Raw genomic sequence first — 21327 nt, 5'->3', positions numbered from 1 at the left:
TATGGCGGGCTTGTTCAAGGCATTGGCGAAAAGCGCCGGACCCAAGCTGGCGATCGGCCTGGGGCTGGGCGGCGCGGCGCTGCTGGCGATGCACTGGATCGACCGGCCCGCCGGACAGGACAGCGCCCCTGCCGAAGCGGCCGAGGCGAAACCGGCCCCTGCTCCCGCCAAGCTCACCGAACGGCGCAGCGACCAGCCGATGGAAATCGATCCGCGCGCGCTGACGGTGAAGCGGGTGCTGCCGATCGACGGCCCCTTTCGCCATGGCGACTATGTCTGGGACGAGAAGGGCGCACCCGCGACCGGTCCCGTCATCATCACCATCGATCTGAAGGCCGAAACCCTGTCCGTGTTCCGTGCGGGATACGAGATCGGCGCAGCGGTCATCCTCTACGGCGCGACAGACAAGCCGAGTCCGCAGGGCGCCTTCCCGATCACGCAGAAGGACGCCGATCATGTGTCCAACCTCTACGACGCGCCCATGCCTTACGCGCAGCGCCTGACCAGCGATGGCGTCTTCATTCATGGCAGCGACGTCGAATATGGCCGTGGCACCCATGGTTGCATCGGCGTGCCAGTGGAATTTGCGCGCAAGCTGTTCGGCGTCACCAAGCTGGGCGACATCGCGGTCATCACCAACGGCAAGATGCTGGACGTGAGCAAGGCGCAGGTTGGCGGGTAATGACGATGAAATTTACTGAGGCGCATCCTCGATCGCGGGCTTGTGCCCGGCGGTGAGCGCGCTGCCGGCCGAGGCGACGACGATACAGGCGATCGCGATCCACTGAACCGGCGTCAACCGCTCGCCCAGCACGATGAAGCCCGCCAGCGCACCGATGGCCGGAGCCGAACTCAAGAGCAATCCGAAGACCGGCGCGGGCAGCCGCCGCAGCGCCTCCATCTCCAGCGAATAGGGCAAGGCGCTCGACAGCAGCGCGATGCCGATGCCGACCATCAACACCCAGGGCGAGAAGAGCGCCGCGCCCGCATGGGTCAGGCCCACCGGCATGACCAGGATCGCGGCGGCCAGCATCCCCCAGGCGACGGCATCGCCGCCCAGCGCGCCAGACACGCGCTTGCCCGTGACGATATAGAGCGCCCAGCAGGCCGCTGCGCCGCAGGCGAACGCGATACCCAATGGATCGAGCGCCGCGTCGCTTCTGAGCGGGAGCAGCAGGAGCAGTCCCGCGACCGCTGCCGCGAGCCAGAGGAAATCGCGCGGCCGGCGCGATCCGAACAACACGATCGCCAACGGCCCGGTCACTTCGATGGCCATGGCGATGCCCAGCGGGATACGCGCAAAGGCCTGGTAGATGAGCAGGTTCATGAGGCCCAACGTCGCGCCATAGGCCAGCAGCGCCCAGCGCACGTCGCGGGGGATGGAACGACGCCATGGCCGACGGAAAAGCAGCAGCAGGATCGCCGCCAGATCGATGCGCAGCGCGGCGATGCCATAGGCGCCCACCAACGGGAACAACGTCTTGGCAAAGGCCGCGCCCAAATTCATCGAACAGAGCGACAGCAACACCGCCCCCGCCCCTGCCAGCGCGGCGCCGCGCGCCCTGTTGCCGTCATTCCCCGTCATGATGGGCGCGCCATAGCCGATCGGGCGCCAGGAATTAAATCATATCAATTGCGAAAAGTGCCGATCGTGCCTCAATTTGCATAGGAACGCCGTGAACGCGGGCTGTGTCTTAGGACCGATCGACATTCACAGTTTTATGCGCTTCCCAAGCCGTCATGCCGGACCTGATCCGGCATCCAGGGCCACAAAAGGCGTCGCCTGCGACTCTGGATGCCGGACTTGATCCGGCATGACGTTGAAAATGAGGCTGAAGCTTCCGCTTTAACCTGAATGTCGATCCGCCCTAGATCGAATTTCTGTTATGGCTGGGAAGACAATCGCCCGCGATGTCACCAACAGCCGAAGCTGTGAAGGGCGCAACGGGCTGATGTCCCCTCGCCCGTCGCGGCCTTTTTTTGATGGAGGAGCGCCAAGATGAGCACTGACCGGGATACGGTGCGGTCCTATGATGCGGTCGCGGCGGAATATGCTGCCGAGGCTGCGGCGATGCCCGAATGGGTCGCGATAGAGATCGATGCGTTCGCAACCGAGCTGGGTGGCTCTGGCAGGGTGCTGGAGATCGGAAGCGGTGGCGGGCGAGATGCACTTGAGCTTGAGAAGCGAGGAATGAGTGTCCGGCGCACCGACATTGCGAAGGGTTTCGTCGAACTGCTTCGCGAGAGTGGTTACGAGGCCGACCTGTTGGACCCGCTGACCGAAGACCTGGCCGACCCGCTGCATCCCGGCACGCCGTACGACGGGATCTGGGCCTGCGCCTGCCTGATTCACATCGCGCGCGAGGATTTCAGCACGGTGCTTGGACGGCTTGCCGAGGCGACCCGGACCGGCGGCCAACTGCACGCCTCGGTTAGAGAAGGCGATGGCGAGAAGATGTCCACGCACGGCAGCGCTGTAGCGCCTCGGCGCTACGTCGAGACGTACTGGCGCGAATCTGCCCTGTTGTCCGCACTCACAGACACCGGCTGGACCGTCAGCGAAGTACGTCGGTGCATCGGAAAGCCCGACGATCGGTGGCTGAGCGTTCGGGCTAGCCGGACATGACGCACCCAGAGTACCGGGCCGGAAGGAAGCGGCGTGTCACGTCTGCATGTAGCGCCAAGCGGGGCTGGATTGCGTTGCCGGTTTGGGTCGAAATCCGAAATTCAAGCTGAGGCACTGCCAAAGCGCCACTGCACGTGCAGGAATCTCATACATATGCGGGGTTGACCAACGCTGTCAGCAGGCCCATTTGCGGGGCTTCCGTATTATTTTGCATTGCAGCATGGAGCTTGCCATGGGCGTCCGGCCCCAGAACGCGCATCCCGCGCTTGTCCTGTTCGCGCTGTCGGTCGGCGCCTTCGCGATCGGCACGACCGAATTTGCGTCGATGAGCCTGCTGCCTTTCTTCGCGCGCGATCTCCACATCGACGCCCCCACCGCCGGCCACGCCATCAGCGCCTATGCGTTGGGCGTCGTGGCGGGCGCGCCGGTGATCGCCGCCTTTGCCGCGCGACTGCCGCGCCGGACGCTGCTGATCGGGCTGATGGCGATGTTCGCTATCGCCAACGCCCTGTCCGCCCTGTCGCCCAGCTATCACTGGATGCTGCTGTTCCGTTTCCTGTCCGGCTTGCCGCACGGCGCCTATTTCGGCGTCGCCGCGCTGGTCGCCGCCAGCCTGGTGCCGATCGAGCAAAGAACGCTGGCAATCGCCAAGGTCATGTCCGGCCTGACCGTCGCGACCGTGCTGGGCGTGCCGGTGGCCAACTGGATGGGGCAGGCGCTGGGCTGGCGATCGGGCTTCTTCGTGGTTGCCGCGCTGGCGGTGGCGACGGTGACTTTGGTCGCGCTCTACGCCCCGCGCGATGCGGGCGATCCCAAGGCCAGCCCGATGCGTGAACTGACCGCGCTCGGCAAAACGCAGGTCTGGCTGACGCTGCTGACCGGTGCGATCGGCTTTGGCGGCATGTTCGCCGTCTATACCTATGTCGCCTCGACCATGATCGAAGTGACCCATGTGGCCGAAACCTATGTGCCGTTGGTCCTCATCATCTTCGGCGTCGGCCTGACTCTGGGCAATCTGGCCGCGGCCTGGCTGGCCGATCGGGCGCAAAATCGCACCGTCATCGGCGTGCTGCTTTGGAGCGCTGTGTCGCTGGCGTTGTTCCCGATCATGGCCGGCAATATCTGGACCCTCGGCATCATCGTCTTCCTGATCGGCATCGGCGGCGGACTGGGCACGCCGCTCCAGGCGCGCCTGATGGACGTGGCGGGCGATGCCCAGACGCTGGCCGCCGCGCTGCATCACAGCGCGTTCAATGTCGCCAACGCGATCGGCCCGTGGCTGGGCGGCCTGTCGATCGCGGCGGGCTATGGCCTGGTGTCCACCGGCTGGATCGGCAGCGCGCTGGCGCTGGGTGGGTTGGCCATCTTCCTTCTCGCCATCACGCTGGAACGGCGGCAGGCAAACTTCGCCCCGGCCGCGGCCGAATAAGCCGCTTTCGTCCAGCCCCATCGCCCGATAAGGCGAGAGCATGAGCGATCAGGCAAGAGAGACGATGCTGGCCGAGGCGGCCGTCGCCGCCCTGCGGCGGGGCGATGTGCAAGTAGCGCTGGCGACGTTGCGGGAAATGGCGGACCCGCCGGCGATGCTGCTGGCGCAGGCGTGCAACCGTACAGGCGACCTGGACGGCGAGGCGGCGGCGCTGCGGCACATCCTGGACGGCGATATACGCAATATTCCCGCCCTGCTCGCCATGGGGCAGAATGCGTTGCGTCGTGGCGACGAGCGCGGCTCGACCGGATGGTTCCAGGCCGCCCTGGCGCAGGCAGCCACAACCGGCGCGCCGTCGCAGCTCCAGCCGCTGCTCCAGCAGGCACAGGCCAGCATCGCGCAATCGGGCAAGCGGTTCGAGGATCATCTGATCGCCGCTGTCCGCGACCTGCCGCCCCTGCCCCGCGTCGCCCATGCCACCGACCTGCTACTGGGCAAGCGTACCCTCTATCTACAACAGCCGAGTATGTTCTACTTCCCCGGCCTGCCCCAGCGCGCCTTCTATGAGCGCGACGAGTTCGACTGGGTCGCGCCGATGGAAGCGATGACCGACGCCATCGTCGCGGAACTGGCGGCCGTGCGCGCGCAGGAGGCGGAGTTCGCCCCCTATGTCGAAACATCGGCGGACCGGCCCGCCCCCAATAATCCGCTGCGCGACGATCCAAGCTGGGGCGCGCTCTATTTCTGGCAGAATGGCGCGCCTGTGCCGGAAAATGCGGAGCGCTGCCCATCGGTGATGGCCGCGCTGGCCCATGCGCCCATACCGGTGATCGCGGGCCGATCCCCCATGGCGCTCTGGTCGCTGCTCAAGCCGGGCACGCATATCCAGCCGCATCACGGGCTGCTCAATACCCGCCTCATCTGCCACCTACCGCTGCTGGCGCCCGGCGACTGCGCGCTGCGGGTCGGCGCGGAAACGCGGGCGTGGCGCAAGGGCGAAATGCTGTTGTTCGACGACAGCTTCGAGCATGAAGCCTGGAACCGCAGCCAGGAAACCCGCGTAGTGCTGTTGTTCGAAGTGTGGCGGCCGGAGATCGGGGCGGAGGAACGCGACGCGCTGACCCGCCTGTTCCAGGCGATCGACAGCTTCGGCCCGGCGCAGGTCGATACGGGCGGCTGAACGACCGCCCCGCTTTCGGGCTTTGCAGCGGGCGGACACATCGCTATCAGGCCGCGCAATATAATAGCAAGAGGATGGCCGGGGCGCCCATGCTTCACGGACTTTGCCATGCCTCCCCTCCTGCCTTCGCAGCCATCCTCTGCCCGTCCCCACAGCCTGACCGAAGACGGCTATGCCATCGCCATCGGCTGCGCCTTCATCGCCATGGGGTTGATGCTGCTGAAACAGGCCAATCTGGTGACGGGCGGCATGGCGGGGATCGCGCTGCTACTCTCCTACCTCATCCCCTGGTCGCCCGCGACGCTCTTCATCCTCATCAACATCCCCTTCTTCCTCTTCGCGGGGCGGGCGATGGGGCGGGCGTTCGGCCTGAAGACGCTGTTCGCCAATGTCGCGATCATGGCGATGGGACTGGCCATGCCCCTGGCGATGCAGGTGGCGAAGGTCAGCCCGCTTTTTGCCGCCCTGTTTGGCGGATCGATCATCGGTTTCGGCATCCTCGCCATCGCCCGGCATGGCGCGGGCGTGGGCGGCGTCGGCGTGGTCGCCCTGATCCTGCAAAAGTCGCGCGGCTGGAATGCCGGGCGCACGCAGATGGGATGCGACATCGTGATCCTGCTCGGCTCGCTGCCGCTCCTCAGCCTCGACCGGTTCGCCCTGTCGATCCTGTCCGCCGCCGCGATGAACGCCGTGCTGGTCGTGAACCATCGGCCGGGCCGCTATATCGGTTATTGAAGTAGAGCCGTTCGCTTCGATTAAACGGAGCTAAGCGGGAAGCTCAAGTCTTGCAGAGCGGGGCGTTGCCGCGATCCTTCGCGCGCAGGGCGCTGGCGGCGTCATTGGCGATGCGCGGGAAGCTGACGCCTTCCAGCGACCCCCGCCCGTCGCACAGGTCCGCGCAGGCCATATCGACCACGCCCGGCAGCGCGACCTGATCCCCGTCATATTGGGCAACGATGATGCAGCGGTCGCTGCCCTTGAAGCTCAGGATCAGCTTGTCGCCCGCCCGGCGCGCAACGCCATGGCCGCGACAATGCGGTTCTTCGCCGAAATTCGCCTCCAGCCCGAAGCGGAACTGCCCGTCCTTGCCCGGCATGACGCACAGAGCGTCGCGCCCGGCTTCATGGCGGCGTTGAAACAGGCCCACGGGCGAAACCCTGCCAGCGTCGGCGATAGCGCCGCTCTCGATCGCGGCCCGCTCCAGCCCGGAGGCCGACATGCTTCCCGCTTCGCGCGCGGGATCGCCCCCCGCCGGCGCACGCTGGCAGGCCGTCAACAGGATCAGGAACGCAAGGCTAGCCCGCCGCATCGACGCTGCTGAGACCCTCCGGCCCGATCCGGCGGAAGAAGCAGGAGCGCGCGCCCGTGTGGCAAGTAGGACCGGCCGGCGCCGCCTTCACCCAGACGGCGTCCTGGTCGCAATCGATACGGATGTCGCGAACCGCCAGCATATGGCCCGATGTCTCGCCCTTCTTCCACAGCGCCTGACGGCTGCGCGACCAGAAATGGGCAAGGCCGGTCTCCACCGTCAGGGCCAGCGCCTGCGCATTCATATGCGCGACCATCAGCACTTCGCCGCTGGCGTCATCCGTCACTACAGCGGTGATGAGGCCATTGTCGTCATATTTCGGATTGAGGGCCAGCCCCTTGTCGCGCGCATCGTCCATGGCTGCGCTATATCGGCCAATCGCGCCGCTGCGAAGCCCCGAAAGGCACAACAAAATGGGGAAAATGGGGCGATCGACGGGATCCGAACCCGCGACCTCTGGTACCACAAACCAGCGCTCTAACCAACTGAGCTACGACCGCCATGGGGGCCAGCGGCCCCGCGAGAAGCGCCACATATGCGGCCACTCCTCCCCCGTCAAGCGGACAATGAAGACTTTATTACGAAGGGGCGGGGCGGCGAACGGCCTCGTTCCAGGGCAGGATCGGAAGATCGGGCCAATGCGCCGCCCAGCGCCGCGCTTTTGCCTCATAATAAGCCTGGTCGATCTGGGTTGCATTGGCCCGGACCAGCGGCGCCAGCAGGTCGTCGAGGCCAAAGGGCGCGGACAGGGCGTGCGGCGTGATGGCGACCGCCGAAGCGGTGGTCGGAAAAGTCATGGTCGCATCAATCGCGGATCGATAGGGCGGGATCGCGACGCCAAAATGGTCGGGATACCAGAGATGCACCCGCGCCTCATTCTTGACGTCGAGACGGACCGGCAGATCGGCGAAAGCCGCCTGCAACCGCTCCGCCGCCGTCTGTTCCGCCGCTTGAGACAGATCGGTGGCGTCGAAATAGATGATGTCGGCGTCGGCGATCCCGTGGAGCGGCGGGAAACCGAACATCTCGTTCCAGCGCGCCTGCGCCAGCAGACTGCCCGACAGCCAGGCATCGGACAGTTGCACCGCCGCCCAGCGGGACAGGATCATCCCGACGACCGGATGCCCGGCGGCCAGGCGACGCACCGCCTGTTCCGCCGGGACCGGCGCGTTCAACGGCCCATGGCCTGCAATTGCGCACGCAGGCCGGCGAGCGTGCCTTCGGATACTCTGGGCCGCTCGCGCGCTGGCTTGCCCTTGCGCAGCCGCGCGCGATCCTTTCCGGGCGGATCAACAACGCGTACACGTACGGCGGCATGGCCCGTGGCGCGGATGCCCAGTTCCTCCGCCGCGCCGCGCGACAGGTCGATGATCCGCCCACGACCGGCGAAAGGCCCACGATCATTGACCCGGACCAGGATGGTGCGTCCGGTTTCCAGCGACGTCACCTCGACATAGCTGGGCAGCGGCAGGCTGGTATGCGCGGCGGTGATCCACTTGGCGCGAAACTGTTCGCCGTTCGCCGTGCGATTGCCCGATTCCGATCCATACCAACTGGCATAGCCCAGCATGTCATAACCAGGATTGGCGGCGGGTACATAGGTCACGCCGCGCACCTTGTAGGGCGGGCCGATCCGCACGGGGCTATCGCTGACGGGGCGGTAATTGCCCCCGGCGCACGCCGCTAGAGCAAGCGCGGGCATGGTCCATGCCATTCTGGACCAGATTCCGATCCGATTACATCGGTTCGGCTGCTCCAGCTTTTGTTTTACCGCGTTTTCCGGGTCAGCAGATGATTCCACCTGTTTGGAAAACGCTCTGGTCCAATGCATCATGTCCCCTCCCTACCGCGCCCGTGCTGGCGCGTCGAGATTGCGGGATAGAGAAAAGGGGCGAAGGCTGGCCGCCTTCACCCCTTCGCTTTCGACATCCGCGCGCTCAGGTTCAACCCCAGCGCGCGCATCACTCTCCTGAAAACTTTCCGGCCGCGACGCCGGCAAAAAATCAGAGCGAGCGCCTGCCGGGAGCAGGCGCCCAGACCCTTAGTTCACCGAGTCCTTAAGGCCCTTGCCGGCCTTGAACTTCGGCTGGGCCGAAGCCTTGATGGTCATGGTTTCGCCGGTGCGCGGGTTACGACCGGTCGAAGCCTTGCGCTGCGAAACCGAGAAAGTGCCGAAACCGACCAAGCGCACTTCGTCGCCCTTCTTCAGAGCACCGGTGATGGCGTCGAACACGCCCTCGACCGCCTTGGTCGTGTCATTCTTGCTAAGGCCGCTGCTTTCAGCAACTGCGCTGATAAGATCCTGCTTGTTCATGCCTTGGGAACCCCCTTGTGCTGTTGGTTAGTTAGGAATCGCGGCGTAGGGGGCGCAATAAGGCGCGGATTCCTGCGCCTGTCAAAGGGAAAGCGACAAAAACCCCGGCTTCGACCAAATTTTGCGCCCTGTTGCGCAAATTGATGCGAAGTCGGGATTGCCGTGCTTTCCCCCTGTTTCAGTGCCGCAAGGTGGGGTCGCTATCACGTCCAGCCAGGGTCGACGGCTGCGCGGCCAGGTCATCCTCCTCGGTCCAGGTGATCGCCTCCGGCTTCGACACCAGAGCGCGCGCCAACACCTCATCCACATGGGACACCGGCACGATTTCCAGCCCTTCGCGGATGTTGGACGGGATTTCCGCCAGGTCTTTCTCATTTTCCTGGGGGATCAGCACCGTCTTGATGCCGCCGCGCAGGGCCGCCAGCAGCTTCTCCTTAAGGCCGCCGATCGGCAGCACGCGGCCACGCAGCGTGACTTCGCCGGTCATCGCCACATCCTTGTGGACGGGGATGCCGGTCAGGGTCGACACGATGGTCGTGACCATGCCGATGCCCGCCGAAGGGCCATCCTTGGGCACCGCGCCTTCGGGCAGATGGATATGGATGTCCTTGCGGTTGAAGAGGCTGGGCTTGATGCCATAGCCGGGCGACCGCGCCCGCACATAGGAAAAGGCGGCCTGCACCGACTCGTTCATCACCTCGCCCAGCTTGCCGGTCGTCCTGATGATGCCCTTGCCGGGCACGGTCACGGCTTCGATGGTGAGCAGTTCGCCGCCCACTTCGGTCCAGGCGAGGCCGGTGACGGCGCCGATCTGGTTCTCTTCCTCGCCCACGCCATGGCGGAATTTCTGCACGCCGGCGAAATCGGCGAGATTTTCGGGCGTGATGACGACCTTGTCATAGGCGCCTTCCAGGATCTTGCGCAGCGCCTTGCGCGCCAGTCGCGCAATCTCCCGCTCCAGCGTGCGGACACCGGCCTCGCGCGTGTAATAGCGGATGAGGTCGCGCACGGCTTCCTCGGTCACGATGAATTCACCGTCCTTGAGGCCATGGGCGTCGACCTGCTTGGCGACCAGATGGCGCTGGGCGATCTCGACCTTCTCATCCTCGGTATAGCCTTCCAGCCGGATGATCTCCATGCGATCGAGCAGAGGTTGAGGTAAATTCAAGGAGTTGGCGGTCGTCACGAACATAATGTCTGAAAGATCGACGTCGATCTCCAGATAATGGTCCTGGAACTTGCTATTCTGTTCGGGGTCCAGCACCTCCAGCAGCGCCGACGCCGGGTCGCCCCGGAAATCCTGGCCCAGCTTGTCGATCTCGTCGAGCAGGAAGAGCGGGTTCATCGTGCCCGCCTTTTTCAGGTTCGACACGATCTTGCCCGGCAGCGAGCCGATATAGGTGCGCCTGTGGCCACGAATTTCGGCCTCGTCGCGCACGCCGCCCAGCGACTGGCGCACAAACTCGCGCCCGGTCGCCTTGGCGATCGAACGGCCGAGCGAGGTCTTGCCGACGCCCGGCGGGCCGACGAGGCACAGGATCGGCCCCTTCAGCTTGTTGGTGCGCGCCTGCACGGCCAGATATTCGATGATCCGGTCCTTGACCTTCTCCAGCGCGAAATGATCCTCGTCCAGGATCGCCTGCGCTTTCTTGAGGTCGGTCTTGACCTTGCCCTTCTTGCCCCAGGGAAGCCCCAGCAGCACGTCGAGATAGTTGCGCACGACCGTCGCTTCGGCCGACATGGGCTGCATACCCTTGAGCTTCTTCAACTCCGCCGTCGCCTTGGCGCGGGCTTCCTTGCTGAGCTTGGTCTTGGCGATCTTTTCGGTCAGTTCGGCCAGTTCGTCGCCGTCCTCACCCTCACCATTGCCCAGCTCGCGCTGGATCGCCTTCAGTTGCTCGTTCAGATAATATTCGCGCTGGGTCTTTTCCATCTGCCGCTTCACGCGGCCGCGAATCTTCTTTTCGACCTGGAGCACGCCCAGTTCGCCTTCCATGAAGGCGAAGACCATCTCCAGCCGCTTGACCGGATCAGCCTCGACCAGCAGCGACTGCTTGTCGGCGACCTTGACATTGATGTTCGCGGACACGGCGTCGGCCAGGCGACCGGCATCTTCGATCTCGCGCAATTGCACCGGCGTTTCGGCGGGCAGCTTCTTGTTGAGCTTCGCGTAATTCTCGAACTGCTCGGCGACCGAGCGCATCAGCGCGGCGGCCTCCGGCCCTTCGGCGGCGATTTCCTCGACCGTCGCGACATCGGCGATCAGATAGGTGTCGCGCGTCTCCATATGTTCAAGCTGGGCGCGATGCTTGCCCTCGACCAGCACGCGCACCGTGCCGTCGGGCAGCTTGAGCAACTGGAGCACGACCGCGACGACACCCGTGTCATAAAGCGAATCCCGGCCCGGATCATCCTCCGCCGGGTCCAATTGCGACACCAGGAAGATTTCCTTACTGCCTTCCATCGCGGCTTCGAGCGCCGCCACACTCTTGTCGCGGCCGACGAACAACGGAACGATCATCTGCGGGAAGACGACAATGTCGCGCAACGGCAGAAGGGGATATTGCGTAGTCATTCATTCTCCGGGGCCAAGACAAGCGGCCCATCCTTGCAGTACATCGCCTTTATGGGGATGCCCGCCGCGTCAATCAATCGGTACCTGTCATATCGTGGTAACAATGAACCGCAGCTTATCGCCTCACAATGCTCCGATCAGAAGGGCAGCTTGAAGCCGGGGGGCAGCGGCAGGCCGGCGGTCATCTTGCCCATTTCGGCATTGCTGACCTCATCCGCCTTCTTGCGCGCATCGTTGAAGGCGGCCGTGACCAGATCTTCCAGCATCTGCTTTTCCGAAGGCGACAGCAGGCTTTCGTCGATCGACACGCCGACGATCCGTCCCTTGGCCGAAGCCCGCACCTTGACCAGGCCGCCGCCTGCCGCACCCTCGACCTCCATCTTGTCGAGATTATCCTGCGCGCGTTGCAATTCTTCCTGAACACGGCTCGCCATGCCCAGGATTTCGTTCAAGTCCTTCATGCTTCTGCACTCCATTGTTCGAGCCTGTCGTCCAGCTCGGCATCGGGGAAGGCCGCCATCGCCGCCTTGACCACCGGGGTTTCCAAAATATCCGCGCGCGCGTCGGCCGTCTTGCGCTGCTCCTGCTCCAGCAAGGTCGGTTCGCCTGCCGCGTCGCTCTGCGCCACCTGCCAGGGCGTGCCGGTGATCTCCCGCAGAGCCGACAGCAGGCGGGACGCGAAATCGCCGGGCAGTTGCGGCGTCGGGCGATAGTCGAACTGCGGCGGCGCATAGCGCACGACGCCCACGCAATCGTGAAGTTCCTGCGCCAACTGCCCCTTGCCCTTCTGCCACAAGGCTTCGATCAGGTCGGGAAAGGTCGCGGGCAGACGTGCGACGGGCGCGGAAGAAGGCGCGATGGGCGCCGCGCCCGGCGCGCTTGCCGTCACCGCCCCACCTTCGCGCAGCAGCCGCGCCACCTCGCCCGGATCGGGCATGGTCGCGGCGTGCATGACGCGCAACAGCGCCATTTCGCAGCTTTCGATCGGCAGAACGGCGCTCGCCACTTCGTCATGCCCCTTGAGCAGCAATTGCCAGAGGCGATGGAGCGGCGCGAAACCCAGTTGCGCAGCCCATTCGGCCAGCGCCTCCCGCTCTTCGGCCGACTGACCGGGGCTGTTGATGTCGCGCCCGGCCTTCACCAGGGTCACGGCATGGACCAGTTCCATCAGGCCGCGCATCAGCGCGAGCGGCTCGACGCCCAGCGCATATTGATCGCGCACCGCGCCCAGCAGCGCGGCCGTGTCGCCTTCCAGCAACAGGCCAAGCAGCCGGCGCACCGATCCGCGATCCGACAGGCCCAGCATGTCGCGCACCTGAGCGGCGGTGACGAGCGGGGCAGTTTCCTGGCTATCCGGCCCCGTTTCCGCATGGGCGATCGCCTGGTCGAGGATGGAGAGGCCGTCACGCGCGGACCCTTCGGCCGCCTGCGCGATCAGCGTCAGCGCATCGGGTTCGGCAGCGACGCTCTCGGCTTCCACCACATGCGCGAAATGGGCGCTGAGCAGTTCGGCCGGGATGCGACGCAGGTCGAAGCGCTGGCAGCGCGACAGCACCGTCACCGGCACCTTGTTCACTTCCGTCGTGGCGAACAGGAATTTCACATGGGCGGGTGGCTCCTCCAGCGTCTTCAACAGCGCGTTGAAGGCGTTTTTGGAGAGCATATGGACTTCGTCGATAATGTAGATCTTGTAGCGCGCCGACACGGCGGCATAGCGCACCGCCTCGATAATCTCGCGCACATCGTCAACGCCGGTATGGCTGGCGGCGTCCATCTCCACCACGTCGATATGACGCCCTTCGGCGATGGCGCGGCAGGGTTCGCACACGCCGCACGGATCGATCGTCGGGCCGCCCTGCCCGTCCGTGCCGATGCAGTTCAGCGCCTTGGCGATCAGGCGCGCGGTGGAGGTCTTTCCCACGCCGCGCACGCCCGTCATCAGGAAGGCGTGCGCCAGCCGTCCGCGCTTGATCGCATTGCCCAGCGTCTGGACCATCGCGTCCTGGCCGATCAGCTCATGAAAGCTGCGCGGTCGATATTTGCGCGCGAGGACGCGATAGGGTTGCGGGGAATCGGACATAAGATTGTCCTACCCGTTCGGGCAGGGATTGTCGAAGCCGGATGAAAAGAGGGTGGCCGGATGAGGAATGGAGGGTGGGAGCCGGAACGACCCGTGACGAAATCACTGTGGCTGCTTCCGTCAGGACCTGACCAGGTTCGCAACGGTCACGCCCGCCCGACTCCCGGCGCGGCATATGGCGAAGTGATGACGGGTTGGCAAGGGGGTGCCGCCGATGACCATAGACAAGCATTATACTATAGAGGCGGATGATCTCGCCATCCCTGCCCGTCATGCTGACGAAAGTCAGCATCCAGGGTTTTGGAAAGTGGCCCTGGATCCCGGATCAAGCCTGCCCTGAGCCTGTCGAAGGGGCCGGGATGATGTGGGGGCATATCCCCTTACTCCAACCCGCTCTTCTGCGCCTTGCTCACGAAATCGAGCGCGGCGTGTGCGGTTTCGGCGATGGCGGCTTCGGCTTTCTTCGTATCGACGGTGGGCCGATCGAGATAGATCGCCAATATATATTCGTCGCCTGCCGGCGACTTGACCAGCGCCACGTCATTATAGGCGTTGCCGCATGTCCCGGTCTTGCTGCCCGACGTCCAGCCTTGCGGCAGGCCCGCCTTGATCCGCTTGTCGCCGGTGCTGCTGGCGTTGAACCAGGCGCGCAGCTTGTCCGCGCTTTCCTGTTTCATGTCCTTGAAGAACAGCCGCTCCATCAACCCCGCCATCGCCGCCGGGGTGGTGGTGTCGCGCTCGTCACCCTCGGCATTTTCGTTGAGCGTCGGTTCGTTGCGGTCCAGCCGGGTCACGCTGTCGCCATGCGCGCGGATGAAGGCGGTCAGGCCCGGCGGCCCGCCCAGCATCGGCAGCAGCAGGTTGGCGGCGCTGTTGTCGCTGACCTCGACCGCCGCCTGCGCCAGTTCGCCCATGCTCATGCGGCCGCGCTTCTTGTTCTTCTTCACCACCGGGGCGTAATCGAGGATGTCGTCGTCGCTGAAGGGGATTGTCCCCTCCAGGCCGAACTTGCCGCCATCCGCGCCGATCAGCACGGCGGCGGCCAGCGGCGCCTTGAAGGTCGAACACATGGCGAAACGATCGTCCCGGTTGAAGCCCAGCAGCAACGCGCCCGATTTGTCGACCAGCGCCACACCCAGGCGACCGCCGGTTTCCTTCTCGATCTCCGCCGGGTTGCGCACCGACGTCAGCGCCGACTGCGGCACCAGATAGCGCGGCGCGGCGGGCATCAGCGAATCGAGGCGGCCGGTCGGCACCGGTTCCTTGTCTGGCGCCTTCTTCTCGTCGGCGGCGATCGACGGGGCGGCCAGCAGCGCCAGCGCGGCCAAAGCGGTCAATGTCTTCATCGGTCGGATCACACGCCCTGCATATTGTAGGATTCGCTTGGGATTCGAACGGTCAGGCTCTCCAGCTTGCCGTCCAGCACGATCTGGCAGGACAGGCGGCTGGTGCGGGTGGCGGCGGCGGCAAGATCGAGCATATCCTCTTCATCCTCGCTGGCCTGCGGGAGCCTGGCGAAATCGTCGGCATCGACGATGACATGACAGGTGGAGCAGGCCATCTGCCCTTCACAGGTGCCCTCCAGCGGCTGGCCCGCGGCCTGCGCGACATCCAGCAGGACCGATCCCGCCGGGGCGTCGACCTCCTGTCGTCGCTCCCCGTCGGCGCTGATGAAGGTGATCCTGGTCATTGGTGCGACGCTCCCTTGTCACGGCGCCGCTTGTACGGCTGCCGCCTCATTCAATGCTTCTGCAACCCTCTCCAGTTCCTGCCGGGTCGTGTAGCGGCCAAAGCCGATCCGCACCGATCCGCGCGCCTGGCCATCCGTCAGCCCCAGCGCGCGCAGCACATGGCTAGGCCGCCCGGACCCGCTTGCGCAAGCACTTCCCAACGAAAAAGCAATATTGCGGCAATGAGACAACAGCCGCGCGCCATCAATTCCGTCCCGCCGCAGGTTGAGATTGCCCGGATAGCGATCGGTCGCGCTGCCGTTCAGCGTCCAGTCGCGGAACAGATCGCGCGCCAAGGCAGCCAGGCTTTCGACATGGGCGCGGTCGGCCTCCGCCCGTTCGCGCATCAGCCGGGCGGCAACGCCAAAACCGGCGCATAGCGCGGGCGAAAGCGTGCCGGAGCGCAGCCCGCCTTCCTGCCCGCCGCCATGGATCAGCGGGGCGGGCTTCACGCCATCGCGCAGCCAGAGCGCGCCGATTCCCTTGGGGCCATGGATCTTGTGCGCGCTGATCGCCACCATGTCGCAGTCCTGCGGGATCGGCACGCGGCCATAGCCCTGCACCGCGTCGCACAGGAACAGCGCGCCCGCATCATGCGCCAGGGCGGCCAGCGCCTCGATCGGCTGGATCACGCCAATCTCATTATTGACCAGCATCGCCGCGACCAGCGCCACGCCGGGGCGGATGGCATTTCGCGCCGCATCCATATTCACCAGTCCGTCCGCGCCGACCGGCAGGATGGTAACATCGCGCCCCGCCCGGCCCATCGCCTCGACCGTGTCGAGGACAGCCGCATGTTCGGTGGCGATAGTGACGATCCCGCCCGCAGGCACGCCCTGGATCACGATGTTGAGCGCCTCGGTCGCGCCGGAGGTGAAGAGGGTTCGGCCGCCCGTTGGCAGCAGCCTGCCAATCTCGTCACGCGCCACCTCCACCTGCGCGGCGGCGGCGCGGCCGGGCCGGTGAGCGCTGTGCGGGTTGGCGAACTGATCGCGCAGCAGCGGCACCATGGCATCGAACGCTTCGGGGGCGAGCGGGGTCGTCGCCTGATAGTCGAGATAGATCATCGGCGCGCCTGCGCTAAAAGTTTCTGGGCCATGCCGGTCCAGGCTTCGAGGAAGCGGTCTATGTCGGCATCGCTCGTCTGCGGGCCGAAGCTGACGCGCACCACTTCGGACGCCGCCGCTTCATCCCAGCCCATCGCGCCCAGCACATGGCTGGTCTTGAGCGAGCCGGACGAACAGGCGCTGCCCGCCGACACGGATATACCCTTGAGGTCGAACTGGATCAGTTGCGCGCGGGCGGACAGGCCGGGCATCCGGTAGCTGGCGATGGCCGGGTTGCGCGGGGCGTCGCGCGCCACGATCGCTCCGCCCGCCGCTTCGATCCCCGCATCCAGCCGGGCGCGCAATTCCATCGCCCTGGGAAGCCAGTCGGCGCGCGCCTCCAGCGCAGCGGCCATGGCGAGAATGGCGGGGAGATTTTCGGTCCCGGCGCGATAGCCCTGCTCCTGCCCGCCGCTCGGCTCGATCAGCGCGAGGTCGCGGATCAGCAGCGCGCCGATGCCGGGCGGGCCGCCGAACTTGTGCGCGCTGATCGCGATCATGTCGGCATCCGGCAGCGGCAACTTGCCCGCGCTCTGGGCGCAATCGACGAATAATATGGCGTTGGCGCGATCGAGCCTGTCGAGCGGCTGGATCACGCCGGTCTCATTGTTGACGTGCTGGATGGCGAGGAGCGTCGGCTCGCCTCCCTTTCCCTCACTCCGGCTCTCCTTCCCTTCATTCCCGCCCTCCTTCCCGTCATCCCCGCGAAGGCGGGGATCCATCTCCAACGTCGCACCATCGGAGAGCGTGGGAGATGGGTTCCCGCCTTCGCGGGAATGACGGAGGGAGAGAACTATTCCATCGCCATCCACCGCCAGCCGCTCCGCGCCCCCGGTCACACGCAGCACGGCGTCATGCTCGACCGGCGACGTCACGATCCGCCCCGCCTTGGCGCGGGTCAGGCCGATCGCGATCGCCTCGCTCGCGCCGGAAGTGAAAATCACATGTCCACCCCACCCCAGCGCCGCCGCGATGCGCGCGCGCGCATCCTCCAGCGTGGCGCGGGCAGCGCGTCCGTCGGCGTGGGGGCTGGACGGATTGGCCCAGTTGGCCAACGCCGCCATCATCGCCGTCTGCGCTTGGCGCAGCATCGGGGTGGTCGCGGCGTGATCGAGATATAGGCGGTCGGCGGCCAAGGAGGCGTTACTCATTGATTGCGGAAATGGCGACGGCATCTATATAGGCGGTTTGCCGCGCCGCGCCAGCGCAAGCCTTGGCCCGCGCACCGATCCTATCCTTGCTGCCAAGCTCCTTATCCGGGGCGCGGCGGCCCAGAACCATAACAGGTGCCATGCCCGACGTTATCTTCCCCGGACCCGAAGGCCGTCTCGAAGGCCGTTTCAGCCCCCCGCCCCGCCCGCGCGCGCCCGTCGCCATGATCCTGCACCCGCACCCACAGGGCGGCGGCACGATGAACGACCGCATCACCCAGGCGCTCTACAAGACCTTCGTGAAGCGCGGCTTTGCGGTGCTGCGCTTCAACTTCCGGGGCGTGGGCCGCAGCCAGGGCACATTCGACAATGGCATCGGCGAACTGAGCGATGCCGCCGCCGCGCTCGACTGGGTACAGAGCTTCCATCCCGAAGCGCAGACCACCTGGATCGCGGGCTTTTCCTTCGGCGCCTGGATCGGTATGCAATTGCTGATGCGCCGCCCGGAAATCCGCGGCTTCATCTCGGTCGCGCCGCCGGCGAACATGTACGACTTCTCCTTCCTCGCTCCCTGCCCGTCGTCGGGCATCATCGTGCAGGGCACGTCGGACGAGGTAGTGACGGCCAGCGCCGTCCAGAAGCTGGTCGACAAGCTGCGCACCCAGAAGGGCATCACCATCCATCATGACGAAATCAAGGGCGCGAACCATTTCTTCGAGCATGAACTCGACCAGCTCATGAAGTCGGTCGACAATTATCTCGACATGCGCCTGTCGCCCGACTCGCCGATCCGCTGAGGACTAGGCCGGACGGATCATAAAGAGGGCAGCCCCCAATCCTCCCCTGGAAGGGGAGGATGACCACGAAGTGGTGGAGGGGTGTCACCCCATCGATAGCGGGACACCCCTCCGTCTGGCGCTTCGCGCCATCCACCTCCCCTGCCAGGGGAGGATTTTCTAATGCAGAAGCCTCAGCCTCATTTTCAACGTCATGCCGGACTTGATCCGGCATCCAGAGTCGCAGGCGCCGCCCTTCGTGGCCCTGGATGCCGGATCAAGCCTGCCCAGAGCCTGTCGAAGGGGTCGGCATGACGGCACAGAAAGCGCCCAGAAGACGGTAAATGTCGATCCGGCGGATCAGTTCGCCTTGCTCATATCGACCTTCTCGACCCATTCGGGGTAGAAGGTCGGCTCGCGGTTGGACCATCCGACCGCCGTTGCCGCCGCCTCGCTGATCGACTGGAGCAGCAGGCGCCGCTTGTCGGGATGCAAATGCGGCAGGCTCGCCGCCGCGCAGAAGGCGCCGGGCAGCCAGGGCCGCGCGCCCGCGCCCAGCAGCCGCTCATAGAGGAAACGATAGGCGGAAAAGCTGCCGAGACGGTCCTGTCCCAAGTCGAACGCCGAAACGGTCACAAGCGGCGCCATGAACGGCTCCACCTGTTCCAGGCCGCTATCGTCGGGCACGCGCGCCTTGATTTCGTCGAGGCGGCCGTAAATCCGCGCCTGCGCCCGGATCGAAGCCTCCTCGACTAGGTCGCGCGACCAGAGCTTCATCGCGTCGCGGCGATGCAGCCCGATGTCCAGCGATCGGCGGATATAGCGTTGGGTGGCGGACGGAAAACTGGCGAATTCACGCAACTCCGCCAGGGTGACGGCTCCATCCGCTGGTCTTGCACTCGTGCCCATGTTCTTGCCCTCCGACTTCAAGTCGTACGCCAGAACCTGCGCTCCATTTGCTTTCTGAAGGCTTAAGCGCCTGTTCCACCGTCATTCACAAGGAATCAGATTTCCTTGTGCAGCGCAACATGAAAATCATCCTTGTGCAACAGCATGATGACAGAAATCGGACCGGAAAGCACCTGTTTTCCGTCACTTATTTCGACGCTGCGTGGAAACAGATGGGCTGCGTCATTTCGGTCAAGCCTCCTCCCCGCACCCCACCGGGCGCGGTTGAAATTCATCTTCAAAATTTCATATAAATATATGAAATAATTATAGAAACTCTATACACCCGTTCGCCGGTCCAGCACGGCGCCGATCATGCTGCGCCATACGGCCACGTCGCCAGCCTGCGCCATATCGGCGTCGGGTTCGCGCAGCGTGTGGAGAATGGCATAGGCGTCATCCACATGGTCGGGCCATGCGGCATCGACCGCCCCTGCCGCATGGGGATCATTGCCCCCGCCGTTCAGACTCAACTGGCGTCCGGCAAGGACGCGGGCAATGCGTTCGACGGCTGGAGTGCAGGACGTGGGCATGGATGTGTCGCTCCTCTCTCATGCGGCGGCCATTTCTTCCGCCCCCGCCAAGCTACCATAGAAAAAGCGGCGGAACCATCAATGCTGCGGCTTGTAACCCGACGAAGACACCGGGTCGCCATGGTCGCCCGGCTTGGTGGTCGAGGGCGGGTCGGAGGCATCCATGGAGTCTCTCAATCCCTCCTCCAGCTTCTCCTCACGACTGAGCGCATGGTCCTGCCGGTCGGTTTCGCGCACGTCGCCGGCTTCCTCGCGGCTATGCGGGCGGATGGGGCGTTTCCTGTTCAATTTCTCTCTCCTTGCACGCCGCGGGGATGGGCGCGTCAGAAGGGCAACGGACGGAGCTTGAGCACGGTTCCTCCACTCCTGGCCGTTCGACCAACATGCGGAGTCGTTCGACCAGCTACCGATGGACGGGGCGACAAGCGGCGTAGGGGCGCGTAGACAGGCAGGATGACAAACGTTTCCGAAGACGGCGAACGCGGCGTCTCTCCCGCGATCGCGCTATATTCCATATTGGGTTTCTGGCTCTTCTATACATTGGTTGTGAGCTTGCGGGCGGTCGTCGTCGGCTTCGATGCGCAGATGGAGATGGCCGCGCGTCGCATGGTCGTGGCGGTCATTGGCATCATCATCACCTGGGTCCTCTATCTGGTGTTGCGGCAGTTCGACCGGCGGCCGCTGATGGTCCGGGTGATCGCGGCCTTCGCGCTGGCCGCCCCCTTCGCCTTCGCCATGGCGGCAGCCAATTATTACATGTTCAACGTCTATGATCCGATGTCGCTCTTTCCGGACGCGGACATGCAAAAGAAGGCAACCGAAGAAAATTATCTGCTCATTACCATCGTGGAAGACGCGATGAGCCGCTTCTTCTTCCTGTCCGCCTGGGCCGGCCTCTACCTCGCCCTCTCCTATGCGGCGGAAGCCCGGCGGGTCGAGCGTCGCGCCGCGCGGCTGGAGCGCGCCGCCCAGCAGGCGGAGTTGCGCTCGCTGCGTTATCAGGTGAACCCGCATTTCCTGTTCAACACCCTCAATTCGCTCTCCTCGCTGGTGATGAAGGACCGGCGCGACGAGGCCGAACAGATGATCATGTCGCTGTCCAACTTCTATCGCACCAGCCTGACCGGCGACCCGCTGGACGACGTGCCGCTGGAGGAGGAGGTGCATCTCCAGAAACTCTATCTGGATATCGAAGCTGTCCGCTTCCCTGATCGCCTGGCCACCGTCATCGACATTCCGCCCGCCCTGATGGGCGCCTGCGTCCCCGGCCTGATCCTCCAGCCGGTGGTGGAGAATGCCATCAAATACGGCGTTTCGCGCACGTCCAGCCCGGTGGAAATCCGCATCACCGCGCGCGAGGATGGCGACCTGATGCACATCAACGTCACCGATAACGGCAACAATCCGCCAAGCGAGACGGATCGTGGCAGCGGCATCGGCCTCGCCAATGTGCGCGACCGGCTGACCGCGCGCTTTGGCGATCAGGGCCGCATCGTCTATGGTCCGCGCGAAGCGGAGGGCTTTGCCGTCCTCCTCACCCTACCCATCATCCGCCGGGGTTGCTGACCGT

Annotated in this window: 25 protein-coding genes, 1 tRNA gene and 1 other RNA gene; 8 read left to right on the top strand and 19 right to left on the bottom strand. The window is 65.0% G+C overall.

Features of this window, described 5'->3' with window-relative positions; all coding sequences use genetic code 11:
- Position 1 precedes the first annotated feature (1 nt).
- On the top strand, positions 2-682 hold the full coding sequence (locus tag MOK15_RS03025; protein WP_242930249.1) for a L,D-transpeptidase family protein: 681 nt from the start codon (positions 2-4) through the stop codon (positions 680-682).
- Between the two features lie 12 nt (positions 683-694).
- Here the strand turns inward: MOK15_RS03025 and MOK15_RS03020 are convergent, their stop codons facing one another.
- Positions 695-1585 carry an EamA family transporter gene (locus MOK15_RS03020; RefSeq protein WP_242930248.1) on the bottom strand — a complete coding sequence of 297 codons (891 nt, stop codon included), beginning with the start codon at positions 1583-1585 and terminating at the stop codon, positions 695-697.
- A gap of 414 nt (positions 1586-1999) precedes the next feature.
- On the opposite strand from MOK15_RS03020, the gene MOK15_RS03015 reads away from it, so the two are divergent.
- The 4 genes from MOK15_RS03015 (at position 2000) to MOK15_RS03000 (ending at position 5970) form a co-directional block, all read left to right on the top strand.
- Complete coding sequence (locus tag MOK15_RS03015; RefSeq protein ID WP_242930247.1) at positions 2000-2626, top strand: class I SAM-dependent methyltransferase; 627 nt, start codon at positions 2000-2002, stop codon at positions 2624-2626.
- A 232-nt stretch (positions 2627-2858) separates the two neighbouring features.
- A complete protein-coding gene (locus tag MOK15_RS03010) occupies positions 2859-4055 on the top strand; it encodes an MFS transporter (RefSeq protein ID WP_242930246.1) in 1197 nt (398 codons plus the stop codon).
- Positions 4056-4095: 40 nt separating this feature from the next.
- A complete protein-coding gene (locus MOK15_RS03005; RefSeq protein ID WP_242930245.1) occupies positions 4096-5235 on the top strand; it encodes an aspartyl/asparaginyl beta-hydroxylase domain-containing protein in 1140 nt (379 codons plus the stop codon).
- 108 nt (positions 5236-5343) lie between these two features.
- The gene (locus MOK15_RS03000) at positions 5344-5970 is read left to right on the top strand and encodes a YitT family protein (RefSeq protein WP_242930244.1); all 627 of its coding nucleotides are present in this window, start codon (positions 5344-5346) and stop codon (positions 5968-5970) included.
- 43 nt (positions 5971-6013) lie between these two features.
- On the opposite strand, the gene MOK15_RS02995 is transcribed toward MOK15_RS03000, so the two are convergent.
- The 10 genes from MOK15_RS02995 to ffs form a co-directional block, all read right to left on the bottom strand.
- Positions 6014-6544 (bottom strand): hypothetical protein, encoded by a 531-nt coding sequence (locus MOK15_RS02995; RefSeq protein ID WP_242930243.1) that lies wholly within the window; start codon positions 6542-6544, stop codon positions 6014-6016.
- Positions 6531-6902 carry a phosphoribosyl-AMP cyclohydrolase gene (hisI, locus tag MOK15_RS02990; protein WP_242930242.1) on the bottom strand — a complete coding sequence of 124 codons (372 nt, stop codon included), beginning with the start codon at positions 6900-6902 and terminating at the stop codon, positions 6531-6533. The genes MOK15_RS02995 and hisI overlap by 14 nt, the downstream gene beginning before the upstream one ends.
- Positions 6903-6967: 65 nt before the next feature.
- Positions 6968-7044, bottom strand: a tRNA-His gene (locus MOK15_RS02985).
- A 78-nt stretch (positions 7045-7122) separates the two neighbouring features.
- Positions 7123-7719, bottom strand: coding sequence for a nucleotidyltransferase family protein (locus MOK15_RS02980; RefSeq protein WP_242930241.1), 597 nt, complete (start codon positions 7717-7719; stop codon positions 7123-7125).
- Complete coding sequence (locus MOK15_RS02975) at positions 7716-8246, bottom strand: septal ring lytic transglycosylase RlpA family protein (RefSeq protein WP_242930240.1); 531 nt, start codon at positions 8244-8246, stop codon at positions 7716-7718. Before MOK15_RS02975 ends, MOK15_RS02980 begins: the two co-directional genes overlap by 4 nt.
- Positions 8247-8585: 339 nt before the next feature.
- Complete coding sequence (locus MOK15_RS02970; protein WP_242930239.1) at positions 8586-8858, bottom strand: HU family DNA-binding protein; 273 nt, start codon at positions 8856-8858, stop codon at positions 8586-8588.
- Between the two features lie 178 nt (positions 8859-9036).
- Positions 9037-11433 carry an endopeptidase La gene (gene lon / locus MOK15_RS02965; protein WP_242930238.1) on the bottom strand — a complete coding sequence of 799 codons (2397 nt, stop codon included), beginning with the start codon at positions 11431-11433 and terminating at the stop codon, positions 9037-9039.
- Between the two features lie 137 nt (positions 11434-11570).
- Entirely contained in the window at positions 11571-11894 is a 324-nt protein-coding gene (locus MOK15_RS02960) for a YbaB/EbfC family nucleoid-associated protein (RefSeq protein ID WP_242930237.1), read from the bottom strand.
- On the bottom strand, positions 11891-13513 hold the full coding sequence (locus MOK15_RS02955) for a DNA polymerase III subunit gamma/tau (RefSeq protein ID WP_242930236.1): 1623 nt from the start codon (positions 13511-13513) through the stop codon (positions 11891-11893). Before MOK15_RS02955 ends, MOK15_RS02960 begins: the two co-directional genes overlap by 4 nt.
- A gap of 70 nt (positions 13514-13583) precedes the next feature.
- Positions 13584-13681, bottom strand: an RNA gene (ffs, locus tag MOK15_RS02950) — signal recognition particle sRNA small type.
- Between the two features lie 46 nt (positions 13682-13727).
- Here ffs and MOK15_RS21815 point away from each other — a divergent pair.
- Positions 13728-13853 carry a hypothetical protein gene (locus MOK15_RS21815; protein ID WP_278254105.1) on the top strand — a complete coding sequence of 42 codons (126 nt, stop codon included), beginning with the start codon at positions 13728-13730 and terminating at the stop codon, positions 13851-13853.
- 40 nt (positions 13854-13893) lie between these two features.
- On the opposite strand, the gene blaSGM is transcribed toward MOK15_RS21815, so the two are convergent.
- From blaSGM to MOK15_RS02930, 4 genes are read right to left on the bottom strand one after another with little or no spacing between them, the layout of a single operon-like run.
- The gene (gene blaSGM, locus MOK15_RS02945) at positions 13894-14859 is read right to left on the bottom strand and encodes an SGM family class A beta-lactamase (protein ID WP_242930235.1); all 966 of its coding nucleotides are present in this window, start codon (positions 14857-14859) and stop codon (positions 13894-13896) included.
- 8 nt (positions 14860-14867) lie between these two features.
- A complete protein-coding gene (locus tag MOK15_RS02940) occupies positions 14868-15203 on the bottom strand; it encodes a 2Fe-2S iron-sulfur cluster-binding protein (RefSeq protein WP_242930234.1) in 336 nt (111 codons plus the stop codon).
- Positions 15204-15221: 18 nt separating this feature from the next.
- A complete protein-coding gene (locus MOK15_RS02935; protein ID WP_242930233.1) occupies positions 15222-16310 on the bottom strand; it encodes a cysteine desulfurase family protein in 1089 nt (362 codons plus the stop codon).
- Positions 16307-17485, bottom strand: a complete 1179-nt coding sequence (locus MOK15_RS02930; protein ID WP_242932612.1) for an aminotransferase class V-fold PLP-dependent enzyme — start codon at positions 17483-17485, stop codon at positions 16307-16309. The genes MOK15_RS02935 and MOK15_RS02930 overlap by 4 nt, the downstream gene beginning before the upstream one ends.
- A gap of 155 nt (positions 17486-17640) precedes the next feature.
- Here MOK15_RS02930 and MOK15_RS02925 point away from each other — a divergent pair, with 155 nt between their 5' ends.
- On the top strand, positions 17641-18297 hold the full coding sequence (locus MOK15_RS02925; RefSeq protein WP_179042312.1) for an alpha/beta hydrolase: 657 nt from the start codon (positions 17641-17643) through the stop codon (positions 18295-18297).
- Between the two features lie 339 nt (positions 18298-18636).
- Here the strand turns inward: MOK15_RS02925 and MOK15_RS02920 are convergent, their stop codons facing one another.
- The 4 genes from MOK15_RS02920 to MOK15_RS02905 all read right to left on the bottom strand — a co-directional run bounded on the left by MOK15_RS02920 (position 18637) and on the right by MOK15_RS02905 (position 20045).
- Positions 18637-19185: a hypothetical protein gene (locus MOK15_RS02920; RefSeq protein WP_242930232.1), complete on the bottom strand. Its 549-nt coding sequence runs from the start codon at positions 19183-19185 to the stop codon at positions 18637-18639.
- A 95-nt stretch (positions 19186-19280) separates the two neighbouring features.
- Entirely contained in the window at positions 19281-19460 is a 180-nt protein-coding gene (locus tag MOK15_RS02915; protein ID WP_242930231.1) for a hypothetical protein, read from the bottom strand.
- A 42-nt stretch (positions 19461-19502) separates the two neighbouring features.
- Complete coding sequence (locus MOK15_RS02910) at positions 19503-19757, bottom strand: hypothetical protein (protein ID WP_242930230.1); 255 nt, start codon at positions 19755-19757, stop codon at positions 19503-19505.
- A gap of 78 nt (positions 19758-19835) precedes the next feature.
- On the bottom strand, positions 19836-20045 hold the full coding sequence (locus tag MOK15_RS02905; RefSeq protein ID WP_242930229.1) for a hypothetical protein: 210 nt from the start codon (positions 20043-20045) through the stop codon (positions 19836-19838).
- Between the two features lie 165 nt (positions 20046-20210).
- Here MOK15_RS02905 and MOK15_RS02900 point away from each other — a divergent pair, with 165 nt between their 5' ends.
- Positions 20211-21323, top strand: a complete 1113-nt coding sequence (locus MOK15_RS02900; RefSeq protein ID WP_242930228.1) for a histidine kinase — start codon at positions 20211-20213, stop codon at positions 21321-21323.
- The last annotated feature ends 4 nt before the right edge of the window (positions 21324-21327 follow it).

Source organism: Sphingobium sp. BYY-5, from assembly GCF_022758885.1.
Taxonomy (GTDB): Bacteria; Pseudomonadota; Alphaproteobacteria; order Sphingomonadales; family Sphingomonadaceae; genus Sphingobium.
The sequence above is the reverse complement of the archived record's forward strand: the minus strand, read 5'-3'. Positions and strand labels throughout refer to the sequence as shown.